The 20690-nt window shown below is 28.4% G+C and carries 28 protein-coding genes; 26 read left to right on the forward strand and 2 right to left on the reverse strand.

All coding sequences use genetic code 11. The annotated features are described in order from the left end of the window. Nucleotides 1-102 precede the first annotated feature (102 nt). Both RWY47_RS07195 and RWY47_RS07200 read right to left on the reverse strand, forming a co-directional pair. A complete protein-coding gene (locus tag RWY47_RS07195; protein WP_224171098.1) occupies nucleotides 103-552 on the reverse strand; it encodes an ImmA/IrrE family metallo-endopeptidase in 450 nt (149 codons plus the stop codon). A gap of 11 nt (nucleotides 553-563) precedes the next feature. Then, a complete protein-coding gene (locus RWY47_RS07200; RefSeq protein WP_224171099.1) occupies nucleotides 564-992 on the reverse strand; it encodes a helix-turn-helix domain-containing protein in 429 nt (142 codons plus the stop codon). A gap of 144 nt (nucleotides 993-1136) precedes the next feature. On the opposite strand from RWY47_RS07200, the gene RWY47_RS07205 reads away from it, so the two are divergent. The 26 genes from RWY47_RS07205 (at nucleotide 1137) to RWY47_RS07330 (ending at nucleotide 20607) form a co-directional block, all read left to right on the forward strand. Then, complete coding sequence (locus tag RWY47_RS07205; RefSeq protein ID WP_224171100.1) at nucleotides 1137-1352, forward strand: helix-turn-helix transcriptional regulator; 216 nt, start codon at nucleotides 1137-1139, stop codon at nucleotides 1350-1352. A 16-nt stretch (nucleotides 1353-1368) separates the two neighbouring features. Next, on the forward strand, nucleotides 1369-1884 hold the full coding sequence (locus tag RWY47_RS07210) for a BRO-N domain-containing protein (RefSeq protein ID WP_224171101.1): 516 nt from the start codon (nucleotides 1369-1371) through the stop codon (nucleotides 1882-1884). 80 nt (nucleotides 1885-1964) lie between these two features. Then, a complete protein-coding gene (locus tag RWY47_RS07215; protein WP_224171102.1) occupies nucleotides 1965-2216 on the forward strand; it encodes a hypothetical protein in 252 nt (83 codons plus the stop codon). A gap of 306 nt (nucleotides 2217-2522) precedes the next feature. Continuing rightward, nucleotides 2523-3191 carry a hypothetical protein gene (locus RWY47_RS07220; RefSeq protein WP_224171103.1) on the forward strand — a complete coding sequence of 223 codons (669 nt, stop codon included), beginning with the start codon at nucleotides 2523-2525 and terminating at the stop codon, nucleotides 3189-3191. Beyond that, complete coding sequence (locus RWY47_RS07225; RefSeq protein ID WP_224171104.1) at nucleotides 3178-3354, forward strand: hypothetical protein; 177 nt, start codon at nucleotides 3178-3180, stop codon at nucleotides 3352-3354. The genes RWY47_RS07220 and RWY47_RS07225 overlap by 14 nt, the downstream gene beginning before the upstream one ends. A 25-nt stretch (nucleotides 3355-3379) precedes the next feature. Continuing rightward, on the forward strand, nucleotides 3380-3511 hold the full coding sequence (locus RWY47_RS07230; RefSeq protein WP_264319143.1) for a hypothetical protein: 132 nt from the start codon (nucleotides 3380-3382) through the stop codon (nucleotides 3509-3511). 28 nt (nucleotides 3512-3539) lie between these two features. Further along, the gene (locus tag RWY47_RS07235; RefSeq protein WP_224171105.1) at nucleotides 3540-4031 is read left to right on the forward strand and encodes a hypothetical protein; all 492 of its coding nucleotides are present in this window, start codon (nucleotides 3540-3542) and stop codon (nucleotides 4029-4031) included. Between the two features lie 88 nt (nucleotides 4032-4119). Next, nucleotides 4120-4869 (forward strand): DNA-methyltransferase, encoded by a 750-nt coding sequence (locus tag RWY47_RS07240; RefSeq protein ID WP_224171106.1) that lies wholly within the window; start codon nucleotides 4120-4122, stop codon nucleotides 4867-4869. Between the two features lie 41 nt (nucleotides 4870-4910). Further along, nucleotides 4911-5141, forward strand: a complete 231-nt coding sequence (locus RWY47_RS07245) for a hypothetical protein (protein WP_224171107.1) — start codon at nucleotides 4911-4913, stop codon at nucleotides 5139-5141. Nucleotides 5142-5408: 267 nt separating this feature from the next. After that, nucleotides 5409-5957 (forward strand): site-specific integrase, encoded by a 549-nt coding sequence (locus RWY47_RS07250; protein WP_224171108.1) that lies wholly within the window; start codon nucleotides 5409-5411, stop codon nucleotides 5955-5957. 236 nt (nucleotides 5958-6193) lie between these two features. After that, entirely contained in the window at nucleotides 6194-6871 is a 678-nt protein-coding gene (locus RWY47_RS07255; protein ID WP_224171109.1) for a hypothetical protein, read from the forward strand. A 25-nt stretch (nucleotides 6872-6896) separates the two neighbouring features. Then, on the forward strand, nucleotides 6897-7328 hold the full coding sequence (locus RWY47_RS07260; protein ID WP_224171110.1) for an HNH endonuclease: 432 nt from the start codon (nucleotides 6897-6899) through the stop codon (nucleotides 7326-7328). Nucleotides 7329-7516: 188 nt separating this feature from the next. Further along, entirely contained in the window at nucleotides 7517-7972 is a 456-nt protein-coding gene (locus RWY47_RS07265) for a phage terminase small subunit P27 family (protein ID WP_224171111.1), read from the forward strand. A 14-nt stretch (nucleotides 7973-7986) separates the two neighbouring features. Further along, on the forward strand, nucleotides 7987-9711 hold the full coding sequence (locus RWY47_RS07270; protein ID WP_224171112.1) for a terminase large subunit: 1725 nt from the start codon (nucleotides 7987-7989) through the stop codon (nucleotides 9709-9711). Between the two features lie 15 nt (nucleotides 9712-9726). Beyond that, nucleotides 9727-10965 (forward strand): phage portal protein, encoded by a 1239-nt coding sequence (locus RWY47_RS07275; RefSeq protein WP_224171113.1) that lies wholly within the window; start codon nucleotides 9727-9729, stop codon nucleotides 10963-10965. A gap of 16 nt (nucleotides 10966-10981) precedes the next feature. Then, nucleotides 10982-11824 carry a head maturation protease, ClpP-related gene (locus RWY47_RS07280; RefSeq protein WP_224171114.1) on the forward strand — a complete coding sequence of 281 codons (843 nt, stop codon included), beginning with the start codon at nucleotides 10982-10984 and terminating at the stop codon, nucleotides 11822-11824. Between the two features lie 52 nt (nucleotides 11825-11876). Further along, on the forward strand, nucleotides 11877-13052 hold the full coding sequence (locus tag RWY47_RS07285; RefSeq protein ID WP_224171115.1) for a phage major capsid protein: 1176 nt from the start codon (nucleotides 11877-11879) through the stop codon (nucleotides 13050-13052). 131 nt (nucleotides 13053-13183) lie between these two features. Then, entirely contained in the window at nucleotides 13184-13459 is a 276-nt protein-coding gene (locus tag RWY47_RS07290) for a head-tail connector protein (RefSeq protein ID WP_224171116.1), read from the forward strand. Next, nucleotides 13460-13804: a phage head closure protein gene (locus RWY47_RS07295; RefSeq protein ID WP_224171117.1), complete on the forward strand. Its 345-nt coding sequence runs from the start codon at nucleotides 13460-13462 to the stop codon at nucleotides 13802-13804. A 49-nt stretch (nucleotides 13805-13853) separates the two neighbouring features. Then, entirely contained in the window at nucleotides 13854-14342 is a 489-nt protein-coding gene (locus tag RWY47_RS07300) for a hypothetical protein (protein ID WP_224171118.1), read from the forward strand. A 44-nt stretch (nucleotides 14343-14386) separates the two neighbouring features. Next, nucleotides 14387-14749 (forward strand): HK97-gp10 family putative phage morphogenesis protein, encoded by a 363-nt coding sequence (locus tag RWY47_RS07305; protein WP_224171119.1) that lies wholly within the window; start codon nucleotides 14387-14389, stop codon nucleotides 14747-14749. Nucleotides 14750-14753: 4 nt separating this feature from the next. Beyond that, a complete protein-coding gene (locus RWY47_RS07310) occupies nucleotides 14754-15125 on the forward strand; it encodes a prohead protease (RefSeq protein ID WP_224171120.1) in 372 nt (123 codons plus the stop codon). Between the two features lie 52 nt (nucleotides 15126-15177). Further along, nucleotides 15178-15777 carry a major tail protein gene (locus RWY47_RS07315; protein WP_224171121.1) on the forward strand — a complete coding sequence of 200 codons (600 nt, stop codon included), beginning with the start codon at nucleotides 15178-15180 and terminating at the stop codon, nucleotides 15775-15777. Between the two features lie 13 nt (nucleotides 15778-15790). Next, the gene (locus tag RWY47_RS07320; RefSeq protein ID WP_224171122.1) at nucleotides 15791-16147 is read left to right on the forward strand and encodes an RNA polymerase subunit sigma; all 357 of its coding nucleotides are present in this window, start codon (nucleotides 15791-15793) and stop codon (nucleotides 16145-16147) included. A gap of 236 nt (nucleotides 16148-16383) precedes the next feature. Next, nucleotides 16384-19902 (forward strand): phage tail tape measure protein, encoded by a 3519-nt coding sequence (locus tag RWY47_RS07325; RefSeq protein WP_316030282.1) that lies wholly within the window; start codon nucleotides 16384-16386, stop codon nucleotides 19900-19902. A gap of 3 nt (nucleotides 19903-19905) precedes the next feature. After that, nucleotides 19906-20607 (forward strand): phage tail family protein, encoded by a 702-nt coding sequence (locus RWY47_RS07330; RefSeq protein ID WP_224171125.1) that lies wholly within the window; start codon nucleotides 19906-19908, stop codon nucleotides 20605-20607. Nucleotides 20608-20690 lie beyond the last annotated feature (83 nt).

The raw sequence follows: 20690 nt of genomic DNA on the forward strand, positions 1-20690 counted from the left end.
AGATGTGTATAGAGACTATCTTAATACCTTTTTTATTTAACACATAGTTTTTATCAGAATTTGAGAAAACTTACTTGTAAAATTTTTCATTATTTTCACTAATTAAAAATTAAGACTTGAGAATTTATAAGAAATAAACTCTGTTGGAACAGAAAAATATTTACTTAAATCTTCACAAGTTATTAAATTATTTATTTCTAAAATGTCAATAAGAGAACTATCCTCAATCAACAATTCTGTTGTAAATTTATTTGCTTCATTTTCATACTTATCTGTAACTGAAAAGGTATAATGTTTTAAGAAACAAACATTAAGATCTTTATGTAATACTGCATGTCCAAGTTCATGAGAAAGAACACAATTAACTTCATGTTCATTCAAATTAGAATTTAAATGAATTATAGGTGTATTAAGTATATTTTGAAAAAATCCTTTAATATTACCTAATGGTTCATAAAGTATAGGGATATTTAAACAATCACATAATTCAAAAGGATTTCTAGTTTTGAATTCGGTTACTAGGTCATTTACTATATTTTTAATGCTATCCAATTTTATTCCCCCTACTTCTTTGATTTTTGCATAGTTTTAGCCAATTCAATTCCATTTTTAATGGCATTTCTTAAAAGAACAAGATCATCATCATCAACTATTTGACCATTAAGCATTAATCCTTTTTGATCTAAAATTTGTGCCATAGTATCCTCTAACAACTCTTCTACATTTTTTTCATTTTTATTTATATCGACTTTAGGCTTAGAATTGATTTTACCTAACATAGTTAATAGCTCATCTAAGCTCAAATCTATAGCTACACTAATTTTTTCTAATGCATCTAAAGTTGGCTCGACTGGCTTTTGGCTTCTAGGGTCAACACCTTTTTCTAATTTATCTATATAAGTATGACTAAGTCCACACTTCTTAGAGAATTCCCTAAGTGATAAGTCATGATCCAATCTATACTCTTTTATTATATCTCCTAAGTTTTTCATTATTTCACCTCTTTTTTTATATTCAATATAAATTATAACAAAAAAATGTTAACAATAGTTTACAAAAATTAATATTTATGTAAAACATAGTTGACTTAATTTGGATAAAAGTGTAAACTATGATTAACAAGAAGAAAAGAAAGGGTGATTATTATTAAAAATAATTTATTCTATATCAGAAAAGAATTAAAGATGTCACAACAAATTTTGGCTAAAAAAGTAGGTATTTCTAGGACCTACTTATCAAAAATAGAAAATGGACATTCGAACCCATCTACAGAAATAACATATAAAATAGCTAATGTTTTAAATAAAAGTATAGAAGAGATATTTTTTAAAACTACTGTAAACCATAATTAACACAAAGGAGGGCTTTATGAAGGTTTTAGATAAACGAGAAATATTAGGTAAAGAAGTAACAACCTTTGGAAGTTTAGGAAGTCCATTATTTCTAGCTAAGGATGTAGCAAATTGGATACAACATAACCAAGTTTCAAGAATGATTGGATTGGTTGATAAGGAAGAAAAACTGAAATGCTTAATAAGCACATCAGGTCAAGCAAGAGAAATGTGGTTTTTAACAGAAGATGGACTTTATGAGGTATTAATGCAAAGTAGGAAACCTATAGCTAAGAAGTTAAAGAAGGAAATTAAAAAGATATTAAGACAGATAAGGCTTACAGGTGGATACATTCCAATATCAGATAAAGATGATGAAAAAACTATGTTAGAAAAAACTATAAATATATTAAATAAAACTTTAGAAAGTAAAGAAGTTCTTTTAAAACAAAAAGAAGAAGAGTTAGAAATTTTAAGATTGAGAAATTATATTAAAACGATTGTTATCGCTGAACAAAGAGAAGAACTAGAAAAATCAGAAATTACCTTATAGTTAGATTAGGATTTAGTAAATTAATATAAACGGCATAGGACAATTTGGAAAAAACATAAAATTTATTGGGGGTGATTATAATGGCATCAAAGAAAAGAGGAGAAATAAAAGTAGAAATAGTTTACCCGGAAGATCCGTATTGGATTGAAGAAATTGAAAGAAGAAAAGCTAAATGGATATTTGACAGACAACGAGAGAAATATGGTGATGAGAACTTAAGGATAGCATATCCAATATGGATTAGAACAAAAGAATTAGAAGCAACTGGATTAAGTTATGAAGAAGCTAAGGAAATAGCTAAGAAAGAATACTTTGATAAACCAGGAGCTTAGGCTCTTTGGTATAAAAAATATGGACAAGGAGTGAGGGTTTTGAGTATAAAAGTACTTCAAAGTTTTATAGAGGAATATAAACATCTAGGAGTTTTAATAGATAAGAGGTTTGATGAATTAAAGGAATACAATAGAAAAAAAGAGGACAAGTAATGTTCATAATATTTAAAATTTATAAAAAAAGAGAGTCCAAAAGGACCCAAATAAAAATTTAATTATACATAATTTAATTATAAATTTAGTTTATAAAAACTACAAGTTAAAAACTATAAATATATAAAGAATTAGTTAAGTGGGGTGAGTTTCTTGGAGTATAGCATACATGGATTTAGCCAAGAGAAGGCGATAGAACTAGAATTAGACGATAGAGATCTTTTAATATTAAAATGGTTTGTAAAATTTAAAGATAGCGATAAAATGGTCTCTAAAATAATTTCAGATGATAAATATTATTGGATTAGATATGACGGAGTAAAAGATGATATACCTATTTCAAAGATGAAAAAAGACACGATATATAGAAGATTGAAAAAGATGTGTAAAATAGGAGTTTTAAAACATAAGACGGTAAAACAAGGTGGTACATACTCCTATTATACATTAGGAGATAAATATAGGACTTTAATAGACACTACATATAGGGTATCGGATATGAATCCGACACCTTCGGATATAAATACGGAGGGTACGGATATAAGTCCGAACCGTACGGATTTATATCCCGAACAAAAAACCCTATTACCATACCCTAATACCATATCTTTTGATTGTGTATCTTATGATAACTTATCCACAAATCTAGATGAAATAAGAAGGATATACAATCTATCTGATAGGACGTTAAAAAAAATAATTTTAGCAGTAGACTTATCAGTTGAAGATGGAACAGTAAAATCAAAAAAGGGAAGTGAAGGGTATTGGAAGTATATACATAAAATGTGTGAATATAGAGGTAAACAAAATGAACTTAAATAGAAAAAATTATGTATTTGAATATATAGAAAATAAAACAAAGTTTACTATTAAAAAGTTTGAATGTGATAGATGTCATCAAATATTTATATATATAGTACCTAGTAATAGTTATTACGTTGAGTGTTGTAATTGTAAATTAAAATTAACTGAAATAGAAATCTAAAGATTAATAAGGAGATGAATCAACTATGGGAATCATAGAAGCAGCTAGAATACTAAGAGAAATAGTTATAGATATAGCCATAAAAAATGGTATAACAGAACAACAAGCGTGGGATAAAGCATTAGAAGAATTTAAAAAGCAATATGAAATGAATTAAGATTAAAGTATAAGGGAGAGTTGAGTAAATGAATTTAAAAGAAAATTATATAGACTATACTAAAAATATGCTAATTGAAGCAGGCGAAAAAAATATAAGATTAGAAATTTTAAAACAAGAGCTACCAACTCTTATAAAAGACCTAGAAAAATTTAAAGGAATTGATTACTCAAATGAGTCAATAGGATATGGAAATAAAAGAGGTATTGATGATCTGCTTATAAAGAGAGAAGAGAAAATTGAAAAGATAAAAGAAGAAATTAAGGATTTAGAAAAATTTATGAATAGATTATATATTTATATAGATAAATTGGATAATGACTATAGAGAAGTATTAATTGATAGATATATAAATGTTAAACGATTTGGAAAGCTTACAACATTTGAGAAAATATCAGATAAAATGAATTTAGCAGAAACTACAGTAAAAAGATACAATAGAAAAGCTATATGCCAGCTAACTAGACTTATAAATGGAGATAAAGCTATACAGAGTGATACTAAAATAGATATAAAATAAGACTAAAAAATTTAAATAAATATGATAGTATAAATACTAACTACAGAACGTTTGTTCTGTGGTTAGTATTTTAAATTTGGGAGGGAGCATGAATAAATTAAAAAAATATGAGTTATATCAAGGTGATTGCTTAAAGTGTATGGATTACATAGAAGATAATAGCATTGACTTAATTTTATGTGATTTGCCATATGGAACTACAGACTGTAAGTGGGACAACATAATAGATTTTGATAAGTTATGGGAGTCGTATAATAGAATTATAAAGGAGAATGGAGCAATTGTGTTATTCTCAGCTCAACCATTTACAACTAAGTTAATATATTCAAATATTAAAAATTACAGATATAGTTGGTATTGGATAAAGAATACTTGTACAGGATTTGTATTTGCAAAGTATCAACCAATGAGAAAGGTCGAAGATATTAATGTCTTTTATAAAAAAAGACCATTGTATATACCACAAGGACTTAAAGAGTTAAGTGAAGCTAAATCAAAAAAAGCAAAGGGTGAAGGTAAAGAGGGGATATACAAATTTAATTCTCTGAACAAAGAACATGTAGCAAAATACACCAATTATCCTAAAAATGTCTTATACTTTAAGAAGGAATCTCTACATCTTCATCCAACACAGAAACCAGTTGATTTACTAGAGTATTTAATAAAGACATATACAAAAGAGGGTGAAGTTGTATTAGATAATTGTATGGGTTCAGGATCTACTGGAGTTGCAACAGCGAATACTAATAGACGATTTATAGGCATAGAGCTTAATGAAGATTATTTTAGAATAGCTACAAATAGAATTGAAGAAGCTTATTTTAAAGTAAACGTTTAAAATAATATATTTCTATAGCTTAAATCAAGGAGGAAATTAATTTGAAATATATAAAATCAATATTAGCGATTATAATAATTGTTGTGCCTATATTAAAATTAATGGGATATACAGATACAGCAATTCCTTTTATGTTTACAGGGCTTGCTGGAATAAACTTTATCAATGCATGGAAACATCGTAAAGAGGAAAAACAAAAAGAAGTTATGATAATTTCAACAGGTGCAGTTTTTATTAGTGTAGTTGCTACATGCATAATGTTTCTTAATTAGATAATGTACTTTTAGTAGAACTAAAAGTGGACTAAAACTGATACAAAACTGATATTAAAAAGATACTAATAAAATGTTAATATATTAGTATAGAAAAATAATAAATAAAACTAAATAAAAGGTCATAAGGGTAAGTATGACTATAAAACTTTAAGTTACTACACTCAACTTATTTAAAAGAGCTTAGACTAATCTAGGCTCTTTTATTTTTATGTAAATCTGAGGTAGGAAGCAAAAATACAAGGAGGTAACATGAGGTGGTAATAGATGAACTTTGTAGAACCAATTAGAGACCTTGATACTCTAGAAAATATGTGTTCATACCTAAAAAAAACAAATGAAAGAGACTATATATTATTTATGATGGGTATATATACCGGCCTTAGAGTATCAGACATATTGAAGCTTAGAGTTTATGATGTAAAAGATAAAAGACAAATAGTATTAAGAGAAAAGAAAACTGGAAAGCAAAAGTTCATAGAGATTAATCCTATACTTAAAAGAGCTATTAAAGAATATGTAGAAGATAAAGAGTTTGATGACTTTTTAATTAAATCACGCAAAAGCTACAATAAACCTATATCTAGGGAAAGAGCATATGTAATCTTAAAAGAGTTAGGGGATATGTTTAATGTTCCTTATTTAGGCACTCATAGTATGAGAAAGACATGGGGATATCATTACTATAAACAAACAAAAGATATAGCATTACTTCAAAAACTATTTAATCATTCATCGCCAGCTGTAACGCTACATTATATAGGCATAGATCAAGATCGAATGAATAAAGCTTATAAAAGTTTTAGATATTTTTAGTTTTATTTTATCTAAAACATAACATAAAAAGATAATGTTATATTAATTTATTTAAATAGAAAAATATAGAAGCTAAATATATTGAAAACACTACAGCTTGTGAAGCTAAATATAGTAAGTAAAATTATATAACACACTATTAGATATGTTATTTTCATAGTATAGGTATTCGAAATAAGGTTAAATTCAAAAGATAATTTAAATTGCCGTATTATTAACTTGGAGGCGATTTAAATATGAATGTAGATAATATTTCAAAAATAGTAGGTGTTGTTGTATCTATAGCAACAATTATTAATACTATCTCGAAGGTTGATAAACATAATAAACTGATAGAACGTTATTTCGATGAAGCACTGAGCGTTTATGTTAAGGAAAGTAAGAAAAATAAAAAGATAAATCCTGTAGTTTTTATAAAAGAAAGGTTCGATATTAAAGATTATTTTATTCCAAGTTATATATTTTATTTAGTAGATAAATCTGATAAAGAAAGATTACATAAGGTATTAATGGATGACTATAGATCTAAATTTCCAAGTCAAAGAAATTTAATAGCTAATGGAATAATTAGTATATTTTTAATAATTATTATGATATTTATAAATATATATCTTGCATTGGCAATAGTATCAGCTTTTAGTGCAGCTTTTATGTGTTTTTTATCAGTTGTTAATATTATTTTTTTAAAAGACATAAATGCAAGTAGAGATTTCATGTCCGCAATGGGTCATTGTATCTTCATAGGAATTGTAACGGGTGCTTATGTATACTATGCATATAATTTTACTGAAGATGATTACACATTAACAATTAAACAAATAGAAAAAAAGATAAAGAAAAAGGTAAAATACTTTGATAAAAAATCAATTTTTTGGCGTCTTTTTAACAGACATGATGACTACTATATTAATTAAATAAGATTTATAAAAAGGATAAAAAATGTTAAAAAAATTTTGTAGATGTGGAAAGATAATTCCTCAAGATATTTCTATGTGCTCTGAATGTGAAGCTAAGTTTAATAATAGGAAGAAACAAGGATACAAAGACTATAAAAATAAAAGGACAGATATTAAAGAACAAAAGTTTTATAACAAGAGTAATCATGAATGGAATTTAACTAGAGCAGCAGTTATAAATAGAGATGAAGGTTTATGTATTCTTTGTGATTCTAATAATAAAGAAGGATATGCAGAAGAAGTACATCACATTATAGAGTTAAAAGAAGATTGGTCAAGGCGACTTGATATGACTAACCTAGTAAGCTTATGCAAGAGGTGTCATTACTATACACATAAGAAGTATAACAAAGATAATAAAAGTAAAATAGAAATGCAAAATAAACTTAAACAATTAATTAAACAAAATTATTAAAAGGGTAGGGGGTAGTCAAAAAGTTTTTGACAATGGACGGAAGTCCACGGTTGCAGTTTTTTTACGCGGAAACTCCCTAAATAAAATTTTCGAGAGCAGGTATAAAATAGCTATGATTTAGAATTTATCTAAATTATAGCTATTTTCAGTTGTATAAAAATTGAACAAAAAAATAAGGAGGTGGTGAGATGCCTAGACCGAAACAACCTATCTCTTTGATTCAAGCTAAAGGGAAAAAACATTTAACTAAATCTGAGATAGAAGAAAGAAAATCTACAGAAGTTAAGGCTAATAGCGATAATGTTAAGCCACCTTCGTATTTGCCAAATGTTTTAAAAAAAGAGTTTGAAAGAATAGCTAGTGAGCTAATAAGAGTAGAGATCATGACTAATTTAGATTGTGAAGCACTAGCAAGATTTGTTGTTTCTGAATATAACTATCAGAAAGTAACTAAAAAGCTATTAAAAACAGGTGTAGATAACGATAAATATTTTAATTATCTATTAATGCAAGATAAGCTTTTTAAACAAAGTAGGCAAGCAGCTAGTGATTTAGGATTAACTATATCAAGTAGATGTAAGTTAGTGATTCCTACTAAACAAGATGATAAACCTCCAAATAAATTTTCTAAATTTATGAAATAAGGGGGTGGTTGTATGTGAATATAGACAGGGTTACTAAATATGCTTTAGATGTAGTTGAAGGAAGAGAAATAGCTGGTAAAAATGTTATTTTGGCATGTAAAAGGCATCTAGAGGATTTAGAAAAATCAAAATTAGCACCGTATGTTTATGAATTTGATGAAGAATTAGCATTAGAATCTATTGAATTCTTTGAAAGTCTTAGGTTTACAGATGGAGAAATAGCAGGACAAGAAGTTGAATTATTTGGATTTCAAGATTTTATAGTAGGATCATTATTTGGTTGGGTTTCAAAAGAAACTGGTTATAGAAGATTTAGGAAAAGTTATGTACAACTTGCTAGAAAGAATGCAAAATCACTTTTAAATAGTGGGTTATCTATTAAGTTAGCAGCTTTTGATAACTATCCAAATGCTCAAGTTTACTGTACTGCTACAAAAATGAAACAAGCTAGGATAGTTTGGGAGCAAGCTAGTAAATTTATAAATGCAGAATCAGATTTAAAAGAATTATTTAAGATAAAGGACCATGATGCAATTATAGAATCTTTATATAGTGGCGGGAAAATAATGGCACTAGGAAGAGATACTGGAACTATAGATGGGTTTGATCCTCATGGAGGTATTATAGATGAGTATCATAGTCATAAAACCAACCAAATGGTTAAATTACTTGAAGATGGTTCTGTAAACCAAGCAGAATCTTTAATTAGTATTATAACTACAGCAGGGTTTAATTTAAATGGACCATGTTATAGAGAGTGGGAATACTGCAAAAGTGTTTTAGAAGGAATTGTAAGTAATGATGAATACTTTATATATATTGCACAAATGGATGAAGATGATGATATTTGGAATCCAGAAAACTGGTGTAAGGCTAATCCATTAGTTGCAAAACTACCAAAAGGACTAGAAAATTTAAAGAGATTTGCAAAAGAAGCAATGCAAAAAGGTGGAGAAGATCTAAGAAACTTTTTAACTAAATCTTTAAACATTTGGTATGAGTTTTCAGATGACCAATATATAGGTCCAGAAAAATGGGCCAAGTGTAAAACTAAGAAGACACTAGAAGATTTCAGAGGAGAAAGATGTTATGTAGGTTTAGACTTAAGTTCTGGAGGAGATTTAACTTCATTAGCTTTAATATTTGTATATTACGTTGAAGGAGTTAAAAAGTATTTTATACATTCACATTCATTTATTCCTAAAAACAGAGTTGAGGAGCATATAAAAAGTGATAATGTTCCATACGATGTTTGGATAAAATCTAAGCTTTTGACAGTTACAGAAACTCTAGGAGGAATAAAAACAGATTATAAATATATAATTTCATATTTAAAAAAATTAATAGAAGAATATGACTTAAAAATTGAACAGCTAGGCTACGATCCACACAATGCAGATGCATTTTTATCTGATTTAGAAGAATTAGGATGTGATTGTATTGAAATATATCAATCTCCAAAATGGCTTAATGATGCTACTGAGGATTTTAGACTGGAGGTAGAAGCTGGAAATGTTGAATACAATGAGGAAAATGAGCTTTTAGCATGGTCTGTAGTTAATGCTAAAACAGTTTCAAATTCTAATGGTGAGATAAAGATAGATAAAGATAGAAGACAAAAAAGAATTGACCCAGTTGATGCTGTTATAGATGCTTATAAACTTGCATTTAAGGAAGAAAGATTAACCGACATTAATGAAACAGTTGATAAGTATTTAGATATGATGGGTTGGAATTAGAAAGGGGGTGCGATTATGAATATAATAAAAAAAATTAAAAACTTTATAACACCACAAACTGAAACTGTTAATATGCAAAGTGAAAAATTATTAGAATGGTTAGGAATAACAACTAGAAATAAAAGTATTTTAAGTGAAGTTACTTATTTTACTTGCTTAAAAATGCTATCTGAGACATTAGGTAAAATGCCTATTAAAATGTATCAAGAAACTGAAAAAGGTGTAATAAGAGCAGAACCAAATGAAGCATATAACTTATTAAAAGTTAGACCTAATCCTTATATGACCCCTTCTATATTTTGGGCAACTGTAGAAAATAATAGAAATCACTTTGGGAATGCCTATGTTTATATAAGAAGAGAATTTAAACGTTTGAAATATGGAGCTACATATGAAATAAAAGATTTATGGATTATGCCAAGTAATGATGTTCAAGTTATTATAGATGATAAAGGCATATTAGGTAATAAAGATTCAATTTGGTATGTATATAGAGATAGATATACTGGAGAGCAGTTTGTATTTAAAAATGAAGAAGTTTTACACTTTAAAACCTCATTTACTTTTGATGGAATATTAGGAGAGCCAGTTAGCAAGATTTTAAAATATACACTCGAGGGTGGAGTTGAAAGTCAAAATTTCATTAATAACCTTTATAAAACAGGACTTACTGCAAAGGCTACACTGGAATACACAGGTGATTTAGATAAGTCAAAAGAAGATAAGTTAATAGAGGGGATTTCAAGGTTTGCTAATGGTTCAGACAATGCAGGAAAAATAATTCCAATTCCATTAGGTATGAAAATAACACCTTTAAATATAAAGTTAACTGATAGCCAATTTTATGAATTAAAGAAATTTTCATCACTTCAAATAGCTGGAGCTTTTGGAATAAAACCAAATCAAATAAATAATTATGAAAAATCTAGTTATTCAAGTGGAGAAATGCAACAACTTAGTTTTTATGTAGATACAGAGCAATTTATACTAAAGCAATATGAAGAGGAAATCTGTTACAAATTATTAAGTGATGAAGAGAAAAAAGAAAGTAAGTATTATAAATTTAATGAAAAAGCTATATTACGAACAGATGCAAAAACACAGGCAGAGTGCTTAACATCTTTTGTAAATAATGCTATATATACTCCAAATGATGCTAGAGCAATTTTAGATATGCCTGCAAAAGAAGGTGGAGATATTTTAGTTTGTAATGGTAACTACATCCCTATAACAGATGTAGGAAAGCAATATTAGAAAGGAGGCGAAAAGATTGAGTAAAGTATTAAATTTAAAAAATAAAGATTCCAAAACTGGAGAATTAAAAAATGTTGGTAAGATAGAAATAAAAAATCAAACTGAAGAAAAGGCAGAACTTTATTTCTATGGGGACATAGTTTCAGATAGTTGGAGTAGTTGGTGGACAGATGAAGATAAATGTCCTCAAGATGTAAGTGACTTTTTAAAGTCATTAGAGAATTCGCAAGATATTGAGATATATATTAACTCTGGTGGTGGATCTGTGTTTGCTGGTATAGCAATTTATAGTATGTTAAAAAGGCATAAAGGTAAAAAAACAGTCCATGTAGATGGATTAGCAGCAAGCATAGCTAGTGTAATAGCACTTGCAGGAGATGAAGTAATAGTTCCTAAGTATGCCAATTTTATGATACACAATCCTTTATGTATGTTATGGAACTCTTATAATGCAATTGATTTAAGAAAAATTGCTAGTACATTAGATAGTTGCAAAGAGAGTATTCTAAATATTTATATGGAAAATGTAAAAGAAGGAGTTACTAAAGAAGAATTATCTGCTTTGATGGATGAAGAAAAGTGGTTTACTGGAGAAAGTGCAGCTGAAATATTTAATGTAAAAATAGAAGATGAATTTGAACTAGTAGCTTGTTCATCAGAGTTTTTAGATAAGTATAAAAATACTCCTGAAAATTTATTTGTAAACTATGATAAAAGTAAAGAAAATCAAAAAGTAGATATAGAAGAGATTGCAAATAAAGTAATTTCAATCCTTCAAAATCAAAAAGAAGATGATACAAAAGTAGATACAATTAAAAAAGAAAAGGAAGATATATTAAATGATTTAGATTTATACTAAATCTTTTTTTATGTCTAAAATAAAAAATATATAGATAAAGTGAGGAATTACAATGCCAAAAGAACTATTAGAATTAATGAATAAAATAAAAGAAAAAAAAGAATTAATAAAAAATTTAGCTAATGAAAATAAAATAGATGAAGCAAAAGCCGCTAAGCAAGAATTAAAAAATTTAAGCGAAAGATTTGATTTAGTTTATGATCTTTATAATGAAGAAAATGAAGAAGCTAAAGAAAATGTAAAAAATAAAGCTAAAAAATTAGATACATCAGATTCTAAAAAAGAATCTAATGCTTTTGTAAATGCTATAAAGTCTAGATTAATGGATTCTCCTATAAGTGATGAAGATAAAACTATATTAAATCAAATGAGTGAAGGAAGTCCAGCAGATGGAGGATTAACTGTTCCTAAAGATATGAAAACAGAAATAAAAGAGCTAAGAAGAGGTGCAGATTCTTTAGAATCTCTAGTAAATGTAGAGACGGTAACAACTTTAAGCGGATCTAGAGTTATAGAAGAAAATGCTGAAGATACTCCTTTTGATAATATAGAGGAAGCAGCAGATTTTCCAGAGGTAGAAACTCCGAAATTTAGAAATATAGATTATAAAGTTAAGAAAAAGGGTGGAACATTAAAAGTAACTAGAGAGTTAATTCAAGACTCATCTGAAAATATACAAGCATACTTAAAAAAATGGATTTCAAAAAAATCTAAAGTAACTAGAAACTTCTTAATTATAAAAAAAGCAGATGAAATAACTAGTGGAAAGGAAAAGGAAGTAAAAACATTAGATGATTTAAAAGATATATTTAATGTTCAATTAGACCCAGCTATAGCTTTAACATCTAAAGTTATAACTAATCAAGATGGGTATAATTATCTAGATAAGTTAAAAGATTCTGATGGAAAATATATACTTCAACCAGATCCTTCACAATCAACAGTAAAATTATTATTTGGAATATACCCTATAGTTAAACTTTCAAATAAAACATTAAAAACAGTTGGAGGAAAAGCTCCTATATATTGTGGCGATTTAAAAGAAGCTATAACTATATTTGATAGAGAGACTCTTTCAATAGAAATGAATACTCAAGGTGATAGTTATTGGAATAAAGATTTAGCTGGAATAAAAGTAAGAGAAAGATTAGATATAAAAGATGTTGATATAGATGCTGTAGTGAAAGGGCTTATAACTATACCTACTGCAAGTGAAGCTAAAGCATAGAATATTTTTTTCTATGCTTTTTTAAGTGCTAAAATGAAAGGTATAATAACCCTATTAAGATTATATAACTACCTTAAAATTGATTTAAATAGGTCGTTTTTTTAGCTTATTTTTTAGAAATGAGGGATTAAATGATAATAAGTTTAGAAGAAGCAAAAAGCTTTATGAAAGTAGATTTTGAAGATGAAGATGAAGAAATTAAAGACTGTATAGCCGCTGCGGAAGAATATTTAGAATCGGCTACAGGTAAAGAATTTGATAGCTCCAATAAAAGAGCAAAAAGGTATTGTAAAGTTTTAGCAAATGAATGGTATAAAGATAGAGGATTAATGGAGGATAAAAAAGTAAGTGAAAAAGTTAAATTCACATTACAATCTATTATGACTCAATTAAAGTATGGTGATTAGATGGCTCAATGTAGATTAACCGAAAGAATAGTAATAGAAAAATTTTCAGAAACTCAAAATGAAAATGGATTTGATGAGGTTACTTGGACAGAATATCATCCATGTTGGAGTGGATATAGAAGAGTATCAAGTAAAGAATATATAGCAGCTAAAGCAAATAATAGTGAACAAATAGTTACTTTTACAGTTAGATACTGTAATAAAGTAAAAGAACTTTTAAAACCAGGTTCAAGCAAGTTATTTAGAGTACAATATAAGGGTTATCATTATGACATAGTAGGTGATCCTGTTGACTTTGAAAATAGACATACATTTGTAGATATAAAAGCTCAAATAAATTGCTAGATTTCCAAAACTTACCTTTTAAGTTATAATGTAGCTTGGAGGTGGGTTAATGAAAAAAATATTTATTTTAGTTTTAACAGTTATATCAATTTTAGCATTATCAGGTTGTTCTAGTAAAAACAGTGAAGATGCTAAAATATATAAACCTGGAGAAAAAGCAATAATTAAAAATGAAAAAGGAAAAGAAATGTATTCATTAACTATAGATTCAGTTAAAAAGGCTGATGATTTTGAGTACAAAGATGGTTTTAACAATCCAAAAGAAGTTATTGAGGTTACTTATTCTTATGAAAATTTAAATTCAGATGATATGAATATTAAAATACATGGAGCAGATTTAACAGTATTAGATAGCGATAATACTGTTGCTCAAGCTAGTTCAATGTTCCCTAAAGGAAAGCCTACAGCATTACCTAAAGGTGCAAATTGTACTGTTAATGCTTATTATGGATTAGAGAACGAAAGTGATAAAGTTAAAATTGTGTTTGAAAGCGGAGAATATAGTCAAAAACTAGAATTTGAATCAACTATAAAATAGAGAGTATTTATACTCTCTATTTTTATTTTAGAAAGGATTTTAATATGTCAAGTACCATAGAACTTGAGGGATTTGAAGAATATGAGGAGTTTGTAAAAAGTATGGCTTTAGATATTACTATAAAAAGACAAGCTGTGAGATCTGGAATACAAGTAATCGGAAGTGGGCTTGAAAATGATACTCCTGCTGGACCAACTGGAGAACTTGCTGAAATAAAAATATCCGTTAAAGAAAATGCATTAGCAACAGAAGGAACAGTTAAGAGTAAAGCATTTTATGATATATTTCAAAACTTTGGTACAAGTGAGCAGAAGGCTCATGTAGGATACTTTGATAGAAGTGTTGAAGGTAATACTCAAGAAGCTATTTCAAAAGTAGCAGAAACTATATTTAAAAAAATGAGGTGATAATATGAAAATAGATGCCTCTATTATTAAGAAAAAGGTTAAAAATACATTAAGTGTAGATAGGATTTTAAGTTTCCTTCCAGATAAAAAGGTATATTTTATCCATGCAAATAATCCTACTGCCCCTTACGTTGAATATCAGAGTTATAAAACAACTCCTTCATATTATGAAGAAGGTACTATTAAAGAAATAAATTATAAAGTACAAGTAGATATATTTAGTTATGGAGATTACACAGATATAGAAACTATAATAATTAATGAAATGATAAATGCAGGATTTGAGTATGATCCTGGAAGTCCAGATTTATATGAAGAAAACACAAAATTATATCATAAACCATTAAGGTTTAATATTGATTTAAAGCCTAGTTAAATATTTTATAACTAGGCTTTTGTTATTTATAAAAGAGAGGAATGATTAGTATATGCAAAAAATATTACCAGTTGTTAACGTAAGTAAATTATATGTAGCTCAATTATTAACTGAAACTGAAGAAGGTATAACTTTTGATACTCCTAGATATCTTGAAGGGGTTAAACAAATTGGTATAAAACCTAAACAAAATAGTGATCCTTATTACCATGAAGGAAGAAAAATTCTTGAAGAACAAACATTACAAGATGTAAATGTAACTTTAAATATAACTGATTTAACTGATGAAGATGAGTGCTATGTAATGGGTCATAAGTTAGCTAAAACAGGTGGAGTAATAAAAAATGATAATGACATAGCTCCAACGCTTGCTATTTTATATAAATCTGAAAAATCACAAGGTATAGATAAGTATGGCATATTATATGCAGGTACATTTGGGTTATCAGATGAGGATTTAAAAGCTAAAGAAGGAAAAGCAAACTTCCAAGCTAAGAAAATAGATGCAAGTTTTAGACCTTTAATAAATGGTAAGTGGCAATATAATGTTTGTAGTGACTCAGCTAATGTAACAACTGAATTCTTAAAGAATTTCTTTAAACAAGTAACTGTAGCTGAAGAAAAAACTGAAGAAGTATCAAAATCCGTATAAAGAGGTGTATTAGATGAAGAAGAGGTTTAGAGTAGGAAAAGAAGTTTTAAGTTTTGAAATTACAAATAAAACTATTTTTGATATAGATGAAAGATTTGATAATTTTGGGAATGTTATAAATGGAGTTATGTATGGCAAAAACTTATACAATAACGCTTTAAAGGTGATGGTATGTGCCTGTGTTTCTAAAAGGCTAGATGATGATAAAAATGAAATTCCATTGACTATAGATGAATTAATGGACAAATTAGAGCCAGATCAAGTTATAAGTGAAATAGTACCATTTGCTACTGACTTATATTTAGATTATAGAGGTATTAAACAATCTAGTGACGATAAAGAAGATGAAAAAGAAGATAAAAAAAAATAGACCTTAGTGAAAAGCCATTTGATATAAATAGGCTTTTTTTTATTGCAAAAACACAATTGAACTTTACTAGACAAGAGTTCTTTGATAGCACTTTCAAGGAAATTGTAATGCTAATCGAAGAACTCAATAAAGTTTATGAAGAACAAAATATTTCAACTAGTTCAGATAATGAATATATTGAAAAAGTTGTAAACATTGATGAAGTACCTTTCTTATAGAAAGAGAAAGGAGAATAAATGGGTGATACAGAAAAACGAATAACAGCCAAAATGATTTTAGATGATTCTGGGTATTCAAGTACATTAAAAGGAATAAATTCAGAATTAAAAAATAATAAAAGTGAGTTAAAAGCAGCTACCTCTGGACTTGAAGCTTTTGGAAAAACAAGTGACAACGTAAATAAGGTTCAAAGTTCACTACAAAAGCAGCTAGATCTTCAAAATAAAAAGTTAGAAACTTATAAAAAAAGTATTAAAGATGCTACAGATACACTTGAAAAAAATATTAGTAAAAGAGAAGAGTTATCTAAATCTCTTTCAAAGGCTGAGAAAGCTCATGAGCAAGCAATTAAAAACTATGGTAAAGAAAGTAAGGAAGCTAAAGAAACAGGAGAATCTTTAGAAAAATTACAAAAAGAACATGATAAGTTAGATAAAACTATAGAGAATAATGCAAAGAGTATCCAAAACTATGAAACTCAAATGAATAAAGCAGAAGATGAAGTAAATAAAGCTCAAACTGCTGTAAATAAATTTAACAGAGAACTATCAAATACAGATGGATTTAAAAGCTCTTCAAAACAACTTGAAGATATAAGTAATAACTTTAAAAAAGTTGGAAGTAAAGCTCAAGAAGTAGGAAGTCATTTAACTACTCATGTTAGTTTACCTTTAGCTGGAATAGGTATAGCTGCAGCTCATGTAGGCATGGAATTTGAAGAGGAAATGGATAAAGTTGCTGCTATAAGTGGTGCAACTGGAAGTGATTTTAAAAAGCTCCAATCTAAAGCTGAAGAAATGGGTGCTAAAACTAAGTTTAGTGCTTCAGAAGCTGGACAAGGTATGGAATATATGGCAATGGCTGGATGGAAAACAGGGGATATGCTAGAGGGTATAGAACCTATATTAAATTTAGCAATTGCTTCTAATGGCGAACTTGGAGAAACTTCTGACATAGTTACTGATGCATTAACCGCATTTTCTCTTTCAGCTAAAGATGCTGGAATGTTTAGTGATGTTTTAGCGGCTGCAAGTAGTAGTGCCAATACTAACGTTAGTATGATGGGTGAGACTTTTAAGTATGCGGCTCCTGTAGCAGGTGCATTAGGATATAGTGTTCAAGATACATCTTTAGCAATAGGATTAATGGCTAATAGTGGAATTAAAGCAAGTCAAGCTGGTACAGCACTAAGAGCTGGTTTAACTAATTTAGTAAAACCTACAGATGATATGGCTGCTACTATGGAAAAGTATGGTATATCTATAAAAGATAGTGATGGTAAAATGAAAAGCTTTAGAGATGTTATGGGAGAGCTTAGAGATAAACTAGGAGGAGTAGATGAAGCTACACAAGCTAGTGCTGTTGCAACTATCTTTGGTAAAGAAGCAATGTCTGGGTGGCTTTCAATTATAAATGCTAGTGAAGGCGATTTTAATAAACTATCAAGTGCTATAGACAATAGTGAAGGTGCAACTGCTAAAATGGCTAAAACTATGAGTGAAAATGCAAAAGGTAGTTTAGCTGAAATGAATAGTGCTTTAGAGGGAGCAGCCGTAAATATATTTCAAGCCTTAGCTCCAACTATAACAAGTGTTGCCAATAATATAAGTAATTTAGCTAATAGCTTTAGTGAACTTAGTCCTCAAACACAAGAATTTATAGTTAAAATGGGTATGGCTGCAATAGCTATTGGCCCTATAACCAGTGGTGTAGGCAAAGTTACAAGTGGTATAGGTGGACTTATCGGAACAGTAGGTAAGTTTAAAGCATTAAAAGCTGCGTCTACATTTGGAGATTTTTCAAGGGTATTACTAGGACTTGCTCCTGCAGCTGAAACCGCAGGAGCTGGATTGGTTGGAGCTGAAGTAGCCGCAGGAGGATTTGGTGCTACTGTCATAGGTGCATTGGGTCCAATTGCATTAGGAGCAGCCGCAGTAGCTGGAGTTGGGTATGCAGGATATAAAGTTGCTGAACATTTAAATTCAAGTGCAACACCTGCAGTAGATTTATTTGCAGATAAAGTTGAAGTTTCAAGAGATAAGTTTGGCAACTATGCAGAATCAACTGAAAAAAATGTAATTAAAATATCCAAAGCAACAAAAGACAATGTTCAAGCTTATTTAGATTTAGACAAAAAAGCTAGTGAATCTATGATGAACTTAAAAATGAATTCTGATAAATTCACTAAACAAACTAAAGATAGTGTTATAAAAAACTTTACTGAAATGAGCAAGCAATCTAGTAATTTATCTAAAGATCAAAGAGAAAAAATGACGGTAGATTTTACAAAGCTTGTAACTGACACTGGAGTTCTAACAAAGAAAAATAAAGATGAAATTGTAAAGCAATATACAGCAATGGTTAATGGTACAAAAGGTCTTACTAAAAAACAAAAAGACCAAACTATAAAAGATTTTAAAGATACCTTAAATCAAAGTACAGGAATTACAAAAAATCAATCAGAACAACTACAAAAAATATATACAGATATGGGTACAAAAATAAAAACGGGTTTAGATAAAAAAAGAGATGCTGAATTAAAAAGTCAAAAAGATTTTTTTGCTAAATCAAATGCTCTTACAGCTAAAGAAGAAACTGATATTCTTCAGAAAACTGAAAGTCATTGGACTCAAAAAAAGCTAAAGATAGATGAAGCTCAAAATAAAATTAATGCTATATATGCTAAAGCAGCTGAAGAACATAGGAATATTACTGATAAGGAAGCTAAAGATATTAATCAACTTCAAGAAGAAATGAAAACTAATGCAGTAAAAATCTTATCAGATAATGAAGTCCAAGCTAATGTAATTCTTGAAAGAATGAAGGATCATGATGGAAATATAACTGCTGAAATGGCATCTAAACATATAAAAGAATTAAATAAATCCAGAGATGAATCAGTTAAGGCTGCTAATGACGAATGTGACAAAAGAATAGCTGAGATAATCAGAATGAGAGATGAAACAGGTGTAATAAGTAGCGAGCAGGCTGAGAAGCTTATTTCAGATGCAAAAAAACAAAGAGATGAAACTGTTAAAGCAGCTGGAGAAACTAGAGATAAAGCGGTTGATAAAATAACTAGTATGAATTCAACAATAAAAAAAGATGTAGATACAACTACTGGTAATGTAAAAAGTAATTGGCAAAAACTAGCTGATTGGTGGAATAATTGGCATCCAGTAGAAAAAATATTTAGTGTTATTACTAGAGAGCCAAGTAAAAGTAAACGTGAAGGTAACTGGACTGGTAACTCCCACTTTAAAGGAGGATATACAACCCTACATGAAAGAGGATATGAGTTATATGACCTTCCTACAGGAACTAAAATATATAACCATGAATCTAGTGAACAAATGGTACTAGAGACTGCAAAACAAACAGCTAGAGGAGTTATAGAATCTATGATGTCAGATAGTGGGAATTCTAATGGAGATATTATAATTCCTATTTCAATTGCAGGAGAAGAAATTGATAGAGTAGTAGTTCCTAGAGTTTCTAATAAATTAGCTTTAAACACAATGAGAAGAAGGGGGTAAACAATGCTTATTAATAATATAGATATTAGTAAATATAATGCTAGAGTTTTAGATGTAAATATACAAAACTCTAGCATTTCTAATTTAAGTGACTTGGATATAAAAAATAAGTTACTACCTTTATTCTTAAAGTCTAAGGTTGCTTTAAACCATATTACAGTTACTTTATTAATCAATTCTCTAGATAAAAGGCAATATTACTTAGATAAAAGTAATTTATTGAGTAATATGTTAGAATCCTTTGATATTTATTTTAAGGACAGAAATTTAAAATTTAAATGTGTATTAGTCAATCAAGCGGACCAGCCAAGTTTAAGACAGATTAGAGGTAGATTTCAATTAACATTTATAGGATATAACCTAGAAAATGAAGTTATAGAAACTATAAATAGAATTACATCTAAAACTGTAGATGCATTTGGAAATTATAAAGTTCCTATTATAATGGAAATTACACCTGTAATAGATATGATTAATTTAAAAATAAATGGGTTAAGCGAAGATCCCTTGATAGTTAAGAACTTAAAAGGTACTAAAACAATAATAATAGATGGAATAAATGGAACTGTTACTCAAGATGGTATCAATAAATTTAATGATACTGACATGTGGGAGTTCCCTTTTTTAGTTCCAGGTAAAAATAATATTTTGCTAAGTAAAGACACTTGCAATATAACGATTAAATATAATCCAAGATATATATAAAAGAGAGGAAGATTACAATATGTTAAAGACAGGAAAAACAATAACAATAAATGGATCATCTGTAGTAGATGGACAAATAGTAG

The organism is Paraclostridium sp. MRS3W1, from assembly GCF_032465715.1.
Taxonomy (GTDB): Bacteria; Bacillota; Clostridia; order Peptostreptococcales; family Peptostreptococcaceae; genus Paraclostridium; species Paraclostridium dentum.

Coding starts and splice junctions, on each gene's coding strand:
- RWY47_RS07200 (WP_224171099.1), bottom strand. CDS start 992: ATGAAAAACTTAGGAGATATAATAAAAGAGTATAGATTGGATCATGAC.
- RWY47_RS07210 (WP_224171101.1), top strand. CDS start 1,369: ATGAAGGTTTTAGATAAACGAGAAATATTAGGTAAAGAAGTAACAACC.
- RWY47_RS07215 (WP_224171102.1), top strand. CDS start 1,965: ATGGCATCAAAGAAAAGAGGAGAAATAAAAGTAGAAATAGTTTACCCG.
- RWY47_RS07225 (WP_224171104.1), top strand. CDS start 3,178: ATGAACTTAAATAGAAAAAATTATGTATTTGAATATATAGAAAATAAA.
- RWY47_RS07230 (WP_264319143.1), top strand. CDS start 3,380: ATGGGAATCATAGAAGCAGCTAGAATACTAAGAGAAATAGTTATAGAT.
- RWY47_RS07235 (WP_224171105.1), top strand. CDS start 3,540: ATGAATTTAAAAGAAAATTATATAGACTATACTAAAAATATGCTAATT.
- RWY47_RS07240 (WP_224171106.1), top strand. CDS start 4,120: ATGAATAAATTAAAAAAATATGAGTTATATCAAGGTGATTGCTTAAAG.
- RWY47_RS07250 (WP_224171108.1), top strand. CDS start 5,409: ATGAACTTTGTAGAACCAATTAGAGACCTTGATACTCTAGAAAATATG.
- RWY47_RS07255 (WP_224171109.1), top strand. CDS start 6,194: ATGAATGTAGATAATATTTCAAAAATAGTAGGTGTTGTTGTATCTATA.
- RWY47_RS07260 (WP_224171110.1), top strand. CDS start 6,897: ATGTTAAAAAAATTTTGTAGATGTGGAAAGATAATTCCTCAAGATATT.
- RWY47_RS07265 (WP_224171111.1), top strand. CDS start 7,517: ATGCCTAGACCGAAACAACCTATCTCTTTGATTCAAGCTAAAGGGAAA.
- RWY47_RS07275 (WP_224171113.1), top strand. CDS start 9,727: ATGAATATAATAAAAAAAATTAAAAACTTTATAACACCACAAACTGAA.
- RWY47_RS07285 (WP_224171115.1), top strand. CDS start 11,877: ATGCCAAAAGAACTATTAGAATTAATGAATAAAATAAAAGAAAAAAAA.
- RWY47_RS07290 (WP_224171116.1), top strand. CDS start 13,184: ATGATAATAAGTTTAGAAGAAGCAAAAAGCTTTATGAAAGTAGATTTT.
- RWY47_RS07295 (WP_224171117.1), top strand. CDS start 13,460: ATGGCTCAATGTAGATTAACCGAAAGAATAGTAATAGAAAAATTTTCA.
- RWY47_RS07300 (WP_224171118.1), top strand. CDS start 13,854: ATGAAAAAAATATTTATTTTAGTTTTAACAGTTATATCAATTTTAGCA.
- RWY47_RS07305 (WP_224171119.1), top strand. CDS start 14,387: ATGTCAAGTACCATAGAACTTGAGGGATTTGAAGAATATGAGGAGTTT.
- RWY47_RS07310 (WP_224171120.1), top strand. CDS start 14,754: ATGAAAATAGATGCCTCTATTATTAAGAAAAAGGTTAAAAATACATTA.
- RWY47_RS07315 (WP_224171121.1), top strand. CDS start 15,178: ATGCAAAAAATATTACCAGTTGTTAACGTAAGTAAATTATATGTAGCT.
- RWY47_RS07320 (WP_224171122.1), top strand. CDS start 15,791: ATGAAGAAGAGGTTTAGAGTAGGAAAAGAAGTTTTAAGTTTTGAAATT.
- RWY47_RS07325 (WP_316030282.1), top strand. CDS start 16,384: ATGGGTGATACAGAAAAACGAATAACAGCCAAAATGATTTTAGATGAT.
- RWY47_RS07330 (WP_224171125.1), top strand. CDS start 19,906: ATGCTTATTAATAATATAGATATTAGTAAATATAATGCTAGAGTTTTA.